8 protein-coding genes and 1 pseudogene are annotated in these 13,047 nt (G+C 45.5%); 2 read left to right on the plus strand and 7 right to left on the minus strand.

Annotation, left to right across the window (positions count from 1 at the left end; genetic code table 11):
* Positions 1-27 precede the first annotated feature (27 nt).
* Positions 28-885: pseudogene (gene rluB, locus LOZ91_RS11365) on the plus strand (23S rRNA pseudouridine(2605) synthase RluB); the annotation flags it as partial.
* Positions 886-1,170: 285 nt separating this feature from the next.
* Here the strand turns inward: rluB and LOZ91_RS11370 are convergent.
* The 7 genes from LOZ91_RS11370 to bfr all read right to left on the minus strand — a co-directional run bounded on the left by LOZ91_RS11370 (position 1,171) and on the right by bfr (position 11,622).
* Positions 1,171-2,907 (minus strand): ABC transporter ATP-binding protein, encoded by a 1,737-nt coding sequence (locus LOZ91_RS11370; RefSeq protein WP_100355518.1) that lies wholly within the window; start codon positions 2,905-2,907, stop codon positions 1,171-1,173.
* A 10-nt stretch (positions 2,908-2,917) separates the two neighbouring features.
* The gene (locus LOZ91_RS11375) at positions 2,918-4,069 is read right to left on the minus strand and encodes an ABC transporter permease (protein WP_159138574.1); all 1,152 of its coding nucleotides are present in this window, start codon (positions 4,067-4,069) and stop codon (positions 2,918-2,920) included.
* Positions 4,070-4,076: 7 nt separating this feature from the next.
* Complete coding sequence (locus LOZ91_RS11380; protein ID WP_005172401.1) at positions 4,077-5,015, minus strand: ABC transporter permease; 939 nt, start codon at positions 5,013-5,015, stop codon at positions 4,077-4,079.
* Positions 5,016-5,027: 12 nt separating this feature from the next.
* Entirely contained in the window at positions 5,028-7,034 is a 2,007-nt protein-coding gene (locus LOZ91_RS11385) for a M3 family metallopeptidase (protein ID WP_244783217.1), read from the minus strand.
* A gap of 19 nt (positions 7,035-7,053) precedes the next feature.
* The gene (locus LOZ91_RS11390) at positions 7,054-8,859 is read right to left on the minus strand and encodes an ABC transporter substrate-binding protein (protein WP_244783241.1); all 1,806 of its coding nucleotides are present in this window, start codon (positions 8,857-8,859) and stop codon (positions 7,054-7,056) included.
* A gap of 22 nt (positions 8,860-8,881) precedes the next feature.
* Positions 8,882-10,639 carry an ABC transporter substrate-binding protein gene (locus tag LOZ91_RS11395; protein ID WP_244783218.1) on the minus strand — a complete coding sequence of 586 codons (1,758 nt, stop codon included), beginning with the start codon at positions 10,637-10,639 and terminating at the stop codon, positions 8,882-8,884.
* Positions 10,640-11,157: 518 nt separating this feature from the next.
* Complete coding sequence (bfr, locus tag LOZ91_RS11400; RefSeq protein WP_005095949.1) at positions 11,158-11,622, minus strand: bacterioferritin; 465 nt, start codon at positions 11,620-11,622, stop codon at positions 11,158-11,160.
* Between the two features lie 342 nt (positions 11,623-11,964).
* On the opposite strand from bfr, the gene LOZ91_RS11405 reads away from it, so the two are divergent.
* Positions 11,965-13,032: an aldehyde reductase gene (locus tag LOZ91_RS11405; protein WP_244783219.1), complete on the plus strand. Its 1,068-nt coding sequence runs from the start codon at positions 11,965-11,967 to the stop codon at positions 13,030-13,032.
* Positions 13,033-13,047: the final 15 nt, after the last annotated feature.

Below are 13,047 nucleotides of genomic sequence, written 5' to 3' on the forward strand. Positions count from 1 at the left end.
GATAATTATTTCTAAGGTTATGCTGTCATGAGTGAAAAATTGCAAAAGGTGCTTGCACGCGTTGGTTTGGGTTCTCGCCGTTATATGGAAGAAGTCATTGCCGCGGGTCGTGTAAGCGTCAATGGGCAAATTGCCCAAGTGGGTGAACGAATCGAACCAGGTGATGAGCTTCGCATCGATGGTCGTAAAGTTGCATTTCAGATTGAAGACGAAATTCGTCGTCGTGTGATTATCTATTATAAGCCTGAAGGCGAAATCTGCTCACGTAGCGATCCTGAAAACCGCCCGACCGTGTTTGAACAGTTGCCTGCGATTCCGGGCGATCGCTGGGTGATGGTCGGCCGTCTGGATATTAACTCGACCGGTCTGTTACTGTTCACCAATGATGGCGAACTTGCCAACCGCTTGATGCATCCATCCAATGAAATCGAACGTGAATACGCAGTTCGTGTCATGGGTGAAGTGACACCACAAATCAAAAACACCATGCTTAAAGGCGTGGTATTAGATGACGGCCCAGCAAAATTCGAATCGTTCTCTGAACTCGGCGGTGATGGTATTAACCGTTGGTTCCAGGTCGTAGTAAAAGAAGGGCGTAACCGTGAAGTACGTCGTATCTTCGAATCACAAGGTCTGAAAGTGAGCCGTCTGCTGCGTACCCGCTACGGTACTGTGATTCTGCCACGCGAACTGCGTACCGGTCGCTGGATTGAACTGGATAAAAACGATATCGACAACCTGACCAAAGCTGTGGAACTGAAACCACGTCAAGGTACAGGCCTGTTTGGTATGGCGAAACGTCGTAACGAGCGTATGCAGGATAAACCGATGGCTGCACGCCGTGGCGGTTTCTTGCGTCAGCAACGTCGTGACAGTGATGAACAACCACAGAATAACCCTGGCCGCGAGCGTCGTGATGACAATGCTTATGGTCGTCGTGACAGAAATGAAAACCAAAATGGTACGCAGTTTGTACGTCGTGACAACCGTGATGGCAATACTCAATTTCCTCGCCGCGAAACTCGTCCAGATCAAGCTTTTGGTCGCCGTGAAGAGCGTGATGAAAATGCGCCGCGTCGTCCATACGGTGTCAATAAAGGCTTTAAAAAGTTTTAATTGATATAAACAAAAAAAGTCAGGCAATTGCCTGACTTTTTTATGCATTATGTATCAGGCACTTTGTGGAATCCCTTGTGGAATGGCACTGAGTAAACGCTTGGTATATTCATGCTGTGGTGACTGATACAATTCATCTGAATTGGCAATTTCCACCAGTTCCCCATGATTCATCACCATGATCTGATCTGAAATATACTTCACCACCGATAAATCATGTGAAATGAAAATATAACTGAGTCCAAATTCATCCTGCAAATCTTGCAGTAAATTCAAGACCTGTGCCTGTACTGAAACATCCAGCGCCGAGACCGACTCATCACAGATCAAAATTTCAGGCTTCAAAGTCAGACAACGTGCAATTGCAATACGCTGACGCTGACCACCGGAAAACTCATGCGGATAGCGATAAAAAGCCTGAGCAGGCAAGCTGACCCGCTCCAACAGATCCAAAGCCATTTGCTTGCGCTCTGCATCATCCTGACCAATTTTATGAATCTGCATCGGTTCCATCAGGATTTGCCCCACGGTAAAACGCGGATTTAAAGAGGCATAAGGATTCTGGAAAATGATCTGGATTTTACGTTGATACTGGTTAAATTCCTTTTCAGACATGGCCAAAATGTCTCGCCCCTGAAACAGCGCTTTACCGCCTGTTGCCTGTTGTAAACGCATCAACAACAAGCCAATGGTGGTTTTGCCCGAACCGGATTCTCCGACCAGCCCCAAGGTTTTACCTTTGGCCAGCTGAAAAGAAACTCCTTTCACCGCCTGAAATTCATCTTTGCCAAACAGACCTTTGCGGCTATAAAAAGATTTTTTCAGATCACGTACATCCAGAATAATTTCTTCTCCGCCCTTGAGTCCGCGTGAGCGTTGCGGAAGTTGAGTATTCAGGTGGATATCGTCCAGCCAGGTTGAACCATCCTGTTTCATAAAATCACTGATCATTGGCAAACGTAACGGACGTTGCGACAATTGTGGACGGCAATGCAATAAAGCCCGGGTATACATATCCTGAGGTCGATCCAGTACGTCCTGAACCAAACCTTGTTCACGAATTTCACCATGTCGCATCACAATCACCTGATCGGCAATTTCCCCCACCAAAGCCAGATCATGGGTAATGAACAGCATCGACATCTGACGGCGCTGACGCAGAGATTCCAGCAAGTCCAGAATCTGCTTTTGAATGGTGACATCCAGGGCTGTGGTCGGTTCATCCGCAATCAACAGCTTGGGTTCACAGGCAATGGCCATGGCAATCATGACCCGCTGCTGCTGCCCCCCCGAAAGCTGCCCCGGATAAGCATCGATTTTAGTTTCTGGCGCAGGGATCCCTACTTCTTTGAGCAATTCCAGAGTACGTTGCCGCGCCTGCTTTTTATTCATACCCAAATGGAGTTGCAGGATTTCTGCAATCTGCATGCCTACCGTAAATACCGGATTGAGCGAGGACATCGGCTCCTGAAAAATCATGGCAATATCTTTACCACACATCTGGCGCATGTCACGGGTTTTGAGCTTAAGCAGATTTTTCCCTTCAAAGATAATCCGGCTGTCTTCGGAAATACGCGCGCTTTCCGTCGGGAGCAAGCCCATGGTCGCCAGTGAAGTAACCGACTTGCCACTGCCAGATTCTCCCACAAGCGCCACAGTTGTATTGGCAGGAATGTCAAAAGAAACCCCTTTCACGGTTTCGATATATTGTTTATTTTCACCTTTAAAACTGACACGCAGATTTTCCACGCGAAGTAACGCAGGTGCTGTACTTGGATTGATTTCAGACATGGTTGCGCTCCTATTTCAGTTTCGGATCTAATGCATCACGGAGTGCATCAGTAAACATCGAGAAAGCCGTCACCAGTATTGCCATGGCAATCGAGGCTGCGGCCAGTTGCCACCATTTCCCTAAAATCAGCTCGCTTTGCGCTTCATTCAGCATGCTTCCCCAAGACACTACTCCGATTGGCACGCCAAAACCGAGGAAGCTGAGAATCACTTCAGATTTGATAAAAGCCACCACCAGAATGGACATTTGTACCAAGGCAATATGACTGACATTCGGAAAAATATGTACAAACATACGCCGTAAATTACTCACCCCAATCGCCTTGGCAGCCAGTACATATTCACGCGCCGTATGTTTCATGTACTCGGCACGAACCAGACGAAAAACCCCAGTCCAGCCGGTCAGACCTAAAATCAGGATGATTGATAAAATCCCTTTCTGTTGCAACACCGCAGCAATTGCCAGAACCAGCAGTAAATAAGGAATTGAAGTAAAGACATTATAAAACCAGTTGAGGAGATCATCGACCCAGCCACCAAAATAACCGGCAAGTGCACCAAGTACGGTGCCAATGATCACAGCGACCAAAGCCGCAACCAGTCCGACCAGAATCGAGGTTTCCGCACCTTTAATGGTTTTCTGTAAAACATCCTGTCCCCATTTATCCGCACCAAAGATCAGACTCTGTTTTAATTCGCTGTCCTGATCCATCAGCTGACCACCGAGCTGCTGGTTAATGACGCGCATGTCTTCTGCCAGCGGATCTGTTACACCATAATAATCAATGCTGCCCCCCATCCTTTGCTCAGCAGCAATTTCAGCATTGAGTTCTGCAATCACCTCTTTTAAAGGATCGACTGGATTGACCGGTAAAACGACCAATTCTGCTTCCTGTTCTTCACCGGAAACAGCCGGCATAGGCGCTGCACTGATAAAACTTGGCGGTGCATAACTGACCGCCACTTCTTTATTCCAGTCCTTGGCAATAAAACCGCTCATGGAAAGCAAAAGTAGCAGCAGATAAAACAGCACCACCAATAAGGAGAACATGGCAATCCGGTCACGTTTCAAACGGCGCATGGCCAGTTGCCATAATCCTGTCGAAGTAGACTCAGGCACGGCTTGAGCGTGTTGCTCTTTTTTAAATATCGCACTCAGCATAATTCACCTACTTCAACTGTACGCGTGGATCGACCCATTTATAGATCAGATCGGCAATCAAGTTGAATATCATGGTCGCAGCGGCAACATAGACCGTAATCGCTTTAATCACCGGGAAATCCGAACGCTCTACGGCAATAATCACTTCACGGCCAATCCCCGGAATACCAAAAAAACGCTCAATCAGGAAAGCACCGATCAGCAGTGCCGGAAGCCCGGCCATCACGTCGGTAATAATCGGAATCGAGGCATTGCGTAGCACATGCACGCCCAGAATCCGGCTTTCGCCCAGACCTTTGGCCCGTGCAGTACGCACATAGTCCTGATTGACTTCATCCAGTACGAAACTGCGGTACAGACGTAAGGTCGGGGCAATACTCACCACCAGCATAATCAGTACAGGCAACAAGGCGTATTTGAAAAGATTGTCAGCGAAATTATCACTCCAGCCCTGCACCGGAAACCAGCTCAGCTCATAAGCGAGGAAGTACTGAAACACAATGATATAGACCAGAATACTGATCGACATACCGATGGTACACAGCATCATGATCATGCGATCGGTCAGACTGCCGCGAACTGACGCCACACCCAAGGCCAAAATGATGGAAATAATGGTTTGCAAAATGGTCAGTGGAATCAGAATGGTCAGTGAGGGTCCCAGACGCGTACTAATAATTTGCGCCACCGACTCGCCGGTACTCCAGCTCACCCCATAATCAAAGGTTAAAATCTGCTTGATGAAAATCCACAGTTGCACATAATACGGTTGATCCACCCCAAGCTGTTGCCGGATGTTTTCAATCTGTTCTGCATTGGCCATTTTACCGGCGAGGATATAGGCAGGATCGCCCCCCACCCAGTTAAACAGCAGGAAGATCAGCAAAATCACCCCGAGCATGGTGGGGATCATTTGCCAGAGCCGTCGAATAATATATGCCAGCATCGCTTGCCTTCCTTAATTTTTTCCAGAGATTTCATTAAAGAAAGCTTTGCTGTCTGGATCACGACCCAGAAAGTCTTTCACCATCTGCTCGCCATGTTTTTGTCCGCCTTGCGCCAAGACCGTATTGCGATAATGCGCACCGACTTTTTTATCCATCAACTGATCGCCAAAGGCAGAGAGCATATCTAGCGCAATCACCTCGGACCACATATAGCTGTAATAACCTGCCTGATAGCCGCCCATCACATGCCCGAACTGTCCCGGGAACTGCTGACCGGGTACATAACCCAAGGCAGTTTTGCTTTCCATCTCTTGCCATAATTTTAATGGGTCGGTCTTGAGGGCATCTTTACTGTGTAAGGCCATATCGTACTGCGCATATAAAGTCTGACGCGCATAATGCAGACCGCGACCATAGTTTTTTACGTCTTTGAGACGCTCAGTCATGGCAGCATCGACACGTGGACAAGCCGGTTCACAATAATCGGCCACTTTTGATAAGGTTTCCAGACGGCGTGCCCACTCTTCATACATCTGTGAAGGTGCTTCCACCAAGTCACGCTCTACCGATGTACCAGACTGTTCGGAATAGCGGGTTTTCGATAAAATCCCGTGTAAGGCATGCCCCATTTCATGCACAAAGGTTTCCAGCTCGTTGCTGTTCAAACCTTTGCGGTTGAAGTTGGTGACCAGTACCGACACCGGACGACGCTGATTCAGGGTACTGCCACCATAGGCGCCCCAGACGGCCGCATGTCCATATTTACCTTCACGGGGGTATTTATCGACATATAATCCGCCCAAGAATTCACCTGAGGCAGTGTCATGTACCGCATAATATTCCACTTCATTGTGCCAGGCCTTGACTTTCATCGGCCTGAAATCAATCCCGTACAGTTCTGATGACACAGCAAATAACCATTTTTGTGCTGCTTCGGTCGGGAAGTAATCGCGCAGTTTTTCCTGATCGACCTTATATTTGGCCTGACGCAGTTTTTCACTCCAATAGCCCTGATTCCAGCGAGTAATATCTGCTTTCTCTCGTGGAACTTTTAAAGTCTCGGCTTTGAACTGGCGTAACTCCTCTACATCTTGCTTCTCTAAAGGTGCAACTTTGCTATATACATCCTCTAGAAAAGAATTCACCGCTTCAGGGGTTTTTGCCATACGAAATTCAAGGGCTGAATGTGCATAGCTTTCTTTATCAAAAAGTTGAGCCATCTCATAACGCAGATCAATGGCTTTTTTCATAAATTGCAGGTTTTGCTCTGTCCCACGGCGGGTATAAGCTGTCTGGTAGCGTTTGCGTGCTTCATCACTTTCTGCCAGCTCCATAAATGGCTGGTATTCCGGATAGTCAAAGCCAAGCAGATAATTGCCTTTTTCATTTTTCTTTAACCCCGCCATATAGCTGTCTGGCAGACCTTTCATTTCTGCTGGGGTAAATTCGCCTTTATGCGGATTATCACGTACATTTTTGGCGAAATCCTGAGACAGCTTGGTCGATTCTTCGATGATGTCTTTCAGGCGCTTTTGTTTTTCTGTACTGAGTTGTACCCCGGTTTTTTCAAACTGCTCCAGAATATCTTGCAAGAATTTTTGATCAATCGGATCGCTGGCCTTCAGTTTCTTGAACTGGGCATACAGTTTCGGATTCTGGTACAGCGTGGTCTGGTACTTGCTGATTTTCAGCTCACAGTCATCTGCTGCCTGACGCAATGCAGGGTCTGGATCGACATTACTATACAATCCGACTGCTGCACCAAAATCCCGGGCTTTGGCATGCAATTCATCCCATTCAGCCAGATAAGGCCCTGCCTTGGCCTTATTTTTAATTTTCTGATTTTCAAATATCTGAATATCTTTTTGCATGCTGGCCAGATTGGCATCACATAAAGATGGAATCTCTGCTGCCTTAAATAATGGCAGCAGCTGCGCTTGAGTCTGTGCCGCTACCCCCTGATATCCCCCCATTATGACTAAACATAAGCTACTTAATTTTAAAGACTTCGATTTCATATTTATCTCCAGATTTTTCTTACTTTTTGCTATCAATATCGATGTACATCCACTCTGAAGACAGAATCGGATGGTTTTTATAACCAATGACCCGGGGTTGCGACAAGACATTACGATAGGTGCTATATAGCATCAGTACCGGCATATTCACTTCCAGAATCCGGGACATTTTGCGATAGATTGCATCACGTTCAGGACTGGCTGGCATACTTTGGGTTTGCTCATACAGGCGGTCAAATTCAGGATGTTTGAAGCAGGCATTGTTGGTGACATTGACATTTTTGCCATAAAAAAGCTGCATAAAATTGTCGGCATCCGGATAGTCTGCAATCCATGCCGAGCTTTTAAACATGGTCTTACACTGTTTTTCCAGCTTGATCGCCTCGGCAAATGGCATGGCTTTACTGACCATCTTGATCTGAATATTGTCCAGGGCTTTTTTCCAGAATTCTGCCTGTTGCTGACCACGACTGGTATTACCGACAATCAGTTCAATCTCTAAAGGCTTACCATCGGGTTGTCTGCGCCAGCCATCGGCCCCGACTTTGTATTGATAACGGTCAAGCAGCATATTGGCCGCCTTGACCGAATAGGGAATACTGCTTTTATAATCCGGTGAATAACCAACCACCCCGGGTGGTACCGGCATCTGTAACTTATTGGCATCGCCCTTGAGCAAGACACTGATCATATTGTCGGTAGAGTAAGCCATGGCCATGGCACGACGTAGCGCAATTTTTTCCTTGCTGAACCCACCAACCACAGGATTCTGCATATTCCAGTAATGGTAGCCAATCAGCGGATCGGTAATCCTAGATAACTGAACCCCTTTTTGTTTTAAGGAAGGTTTGAGTAGCCCATTTTCAAGCGCCTGAACCACCATGTCGCCGTCGATTTCAGTCATGTCCAGTTCATTTTTATTAAAGGCCAACCAGCGTGACTGGGCTTCTTCAATGACCCGGATATCAATCGTACCAATTTGCGGCATTTTTTTGCCTTGCAATGCATCCACAATAGGCTGGTCTTCGCTGCTACTGGCTTTAAAATTCCAGACAAAACCCCGGTAGTTCGGACTGGCTTTTAAAATAATGCGTGAACCCGGAGTCCAGCGTGACAATAAATAAGGGCCTGTACCGACTGGTTTGTCCATCGCAAAGCCTGCTTTATTACGGTACTTTTCAACAACTTCACGGGCAACTGCAGCTGCTGGGCCATGTGCCAGTAACATCGGAAAGTTTTGATCCGGTTGGGTCAGTTTCAGAATCAGGGTATAACGGTCTGGCGTTTGAATGCCTTCAAAGGGGTTTTCATAGACTTTGCCATTCTTTTTGCCTAAGGCGACCCATGCTTCCAGCCCTTTAATCCGGCCATCCAGCAACCAGCTATTTGGTGAATGCAAGTTGGGATCGATCAGACGTTTTAATGAATAGGCATAATCATAAGCCGTCAGTTCACGTTTCTGACCTTTAAAAACGGGATCATCGGCGAAGTAAATGCCTTTTTTGATTTTGATGGTATAAGTGAGACCATCTGCACTGACTTCTGGCATGGCAACCGCGGTATTAGGAATCAGCTTGGCTGGGGTTGCCAGATAGTCATAGCTAAACAGGTTTTCAAAAATCGCGCTATTAACCCGGGCTGAATAGGCATCGTGCGTTGCGGCGGGATCAAATCCGGTTTCTGCCACCGGAAAAACATCCCGAATCACCTTGTTAGGATCTGCAGGATTAATGGCCCATGCAGAAACGATCCCCGAGCAGAGCAAACTTCCCAGCAGAACACTACCCGTCAGTTGCTTGAATTGCTTTGATAAATTTCCCTTCATCATACTCTTCATCTAAATAGGTTTATTTTTTGACTGGTTCAATATCGAGATATTGCCAAACGGAGTTCATGATTGGATGTGCCTTAAAGCCTTGAACCTGAGGATGGATCAGCCAGTTACGCACCCGGGTATTGTGTAAAATCCAGGGATTATCGGCTTCGATTTGCCGGTTCATTTTTTCATAATAGGGCGTACGCTGATCTGGTGGCAGTTTCATAGCAGCCTGATACAGAGCATCATAGGCTTTTGAGGTATAGCAGCTCAGGTTGCCCTGCTGTGCATTTGGGCCATATAAGAGTTGAGCAAAATTTTCACCCTCCGGATAATCTGCAATCCAGGCGCCGCCCCACAGCATATGTTTACATTGCGTGGCTTCTTTCAGGTTGTCGGCGAAATTGCTGATTTTAAATTCAATACGTATACCAACTGCATCCAGATTTTTTTTCCATAATTCGGCTGCAATCACTGAAGAGCTGGAACTGGTCGAGTTCATTTTCAGTGTCAAAGGTTTGCCATCAGGCAAAGTCCGATAGCCATCTGCACCTTTTTTATAACCGAAACGGTCGAGCAGCTTGTTAGCCAAGAGGGGATTATAGGCAATACTATTTTTATAAGCTGGATTATACCCATTCACGCCTTCGGGAATGGTAATTTCAGCTTTATCTGCATGTCCCTTATACAGCTGTTTAATGGCTTCATTCTGGTTATAAGACAAGGCGATTGCCCGACGCAGAGCGATTTTTTCTAGTGAATTTCCACCGACCACAGGATCGCGCATATTCATGATGGTATAAGTGATTTCTGCATCTTTATTTGGATAATGCAAAATGCCTTTTTGCTTGTATTCATTTTTGAGCTGCTTATTGACCAAGGCCTGTTCAGCACCACTTGCAGTGAGCCGGTCATAATCCATTTGACCCGATTTCAGCGCCAGCCAGCGCGATTGTTCTTCTTCAATAATACTGACCTTGACCCTCCCAATTTGCGGCATTTTTTTGCCGCTCATTTCTTTCACCAGACGTTGATCCCAGGCCGTATTTTCACCCTTAAAATTCCAGCTAAATCCCCGGTAATCTGGATTGGCCTTTAATTCAATCCGGCTACGCGGCACATATTTATGCAATTGATAGGGCCCTGTCCCGACTGGATGCTGACCTGCACGCGCGCCATAATGCTCAATGACTTCTCTAGCGGTACCGCTAAAAGTGACATAGGCCATGATATAAGGGAAATTAAAGTCGGAACGCGTGAGCGTGATTTGCAAGGTATATTGATCAAGTGCCTTTAGTCCTGCAATTGGCGCATCGTAATTAAATTGACCAGAACTTTTGGCTTGCTGAATGGCAGCATCTGCACCGAGAATTTTGCCCTCAATAAACGAAAAGGTCGGCGAATGATTTTTAGGATCCATCACCCGCTTCATGGAGTAAATATAGTCCTCGACAACCAGTTCACGTTTTTTGCCCTTAAATGCCGGATCAGCACTAAAGTAAATTCCAGGCTTAATCTTGAAGGTATAGACTTTGCCCTCCTGCTCGATCTTGGGTAAGGCTTCCGCAGTGTTCGGGGTTAAAGTGGCGGGTCGTGCCAGATAGTCGTAGCGTAATAAGGGTTCAAAAATCGCTTCGGCAATACTGCCACTATAAAAATTATAGGTCTTGACCATATCAAAACCGTCATCAGGCGCTTCAAATGCAATATTTAAAACTTTATCTGACTGCGCAGGCGATTTTGCCAAGACCGCCTCCCCCGATCCGATGGTCAGTGCTAAAACGGTCATCTTTAACATTGCTGATTTCAAAGTCATACCTATTTTTATCTTAATGTTTTATTGATCTAGGAAGTTCTTAACCTAACGCCCTATATTTGTTGCAATTTATGAATCAAAGCTGAATAGAGAAATTAAATTGGACAAAGCAAATCTCATATCTTCAAAAACAACTATTTTTTCAACTTCTACCGAGAAAATTTATTTTTATGCACTTGCCCTTATTCTGCCTAACCAAATATTTTTAATGAACCCTTTATGTCATTTTTATCTTTAAAACGCCGATTCGTCTTCTCTTCACACAAAGATAAATAAGCTTTTTTTTAGAGAATTCACATGGCCTTGATCTTAGAACCCAGAAATTCATAATAACCAACTGCTCACTAAATGTCTCTTTATGCAATCATCCTATTCTTTGTGCAATGTTTATCAACCCCACATTGTCCCAACTGAAACCAGAATAGTATTACCCTCAATTTCTACCCCATAAAAAAAACCCAGCATATGCTGGGTTTTTTCTCAATCCGATTTTACATCTGTGATTGAATATAATTTTGCAAGCCAATCAGTTCAATTAAACGCAACTGTTTTTCTAACCAGTAGGTATGGTCTTCTTCAGTATCTGACATTTGCTGGCGCAGCATATCACGGGTGATATAGTCACCTTTTTCTTCGCACAGCTTGATGCCTTGTGCCAGTTTTTCCCGCACATGGTATTCAAGTTTCAGATCGGCTTTCAGGCAGCTTACGACATCTTCACCAATCTCAACGTCATCGCGTTGCATGTTCGGTGTACCTTCAAGGAACAATACACGGCGGATAATCGCATCCGCATGCTGGGCTTCTTCCTGCATTTCATGGTCGATACGTTCAAAGATTTTGGTTAAACCCCAATCTTCATACATCCGAGAGTGAATCAAGTATTGGTCACGAGCAGCCAGTTCGCCACCGATCAACATATTTAAATAATCTACGACTTCTGGATTACCGCGCATTTGAATTACTCCCTGCCTTTATCTGGCTATTATGGAGAAACTCAAAAGATTTTGCAAAGCCTAACATTGGTTAAATATATGATTTTTATATAATTAAAATGAGAAGTACTTGCATTTACAGTTCGATCCAGACTAATTCCCATTTATAAAACAATACTTTGCACTGTCACGACTATTCACTTTAAGCAGAATCTGCCGGATAAATGCATCAGTTAAGATTTGTAAGTATTCATTAAAACCCGCAAGATTGCTTATTTTTGTATAAACATCACCGATTTGGCGTACTTAATGCATAAATTTCGCTTATCATTCAGACAAATTTAAAACAACAACGGTTTAAATATGACACATCCACATACAACAGCACCTGTTCTGGTCACCGGTGCATCGGGTTATATTGCCAGCTGGGTTATCCAGAAATTACTCACGCAAGGCTATACTGTACATGCCACGGTACGTGACCTGAACAAAAGCAAAAGCTTTGCCCATTTAGAAAAAATTGCCGAGAACAGTCCAGGCACCCTCAAATTATTTCAGGCCAATTTACTGAGCCCAGGTTCTTTTGATGCTGCCATGCAAGGCTGTGAAATTGTGTTTCATATGGCATCGCCCTTTGTGGTCACCAATTATAAGGATGCGGTCAAAGATATTATTGAACCTGCGATTTTAGGCACTGAAAATGTCCTGAAAAGCGTCAACCACACCGAATCCGTGAAACGTGTGATTGTTACCTCGAGTATTGCCTCTACTTATGGCGATGCCATTGATATTCTGCAAACTGAAAATAACAGTTTTGATGAATCACACTGGAATAGCACCAGTTCGGAAACTCATCAGCCTTATCCTTATTCCAAAGTCATGGCAGAACGTAAGGCTTGGGAAATGGCAGAAGCACAGGATCGCTGGCAGCTGGTCTGTATCAATCCAGCGCTGGTTTTTGGTAAATCCCTCACTCCCAATACCCAGTCTGGCAGTGTCGAAGTACTGCAACAGTTTGCCAATGGCATGACTTTGCTCGGCGTTCCACCGATGTGGAATGGCGTGGTCGATGTGCAGGATGTGGCCGAAGCGCATCTTCGTGCCGCGTTTAAGCCGGAGGCGCAAGGACGTTATATCATTTGCAGTGAAAGCCTGAGCCTGCTGGAAATGGGGCAGATTTTACGAGCACATTTTGGCAATAAGTTCCCCTTCCCGCGCAATCAGTTACCAAAGGCGGCCTTTAAACTGTTTGGACCATTGGCAGGTTTTAGTCCCAAGTTTGTGGAACTGAACATGGGTTATCCGATCTACTTCAATGCGCAAAAGAGTCAGGATGAACTGAGCATTCAGTATCGTCCGGTACAAGAAAGTCTGGTCGAGCATTTCCAGCAATTACTCGATGATGGCGTAGTCAAAAAATATATTCCTTAATCGTACTAGCTCAAA

The sequence above is a fragment of the Acinetobacter sp. F-1 genome, assembly GCF_022869025.1.
GTDB lineage: Bacteria > Pseudomonadota > Gammaproteobacteria > Pseudomonadales > Moraxellaceae > Acinetobacter > Acinetobacter pseudolwoffii.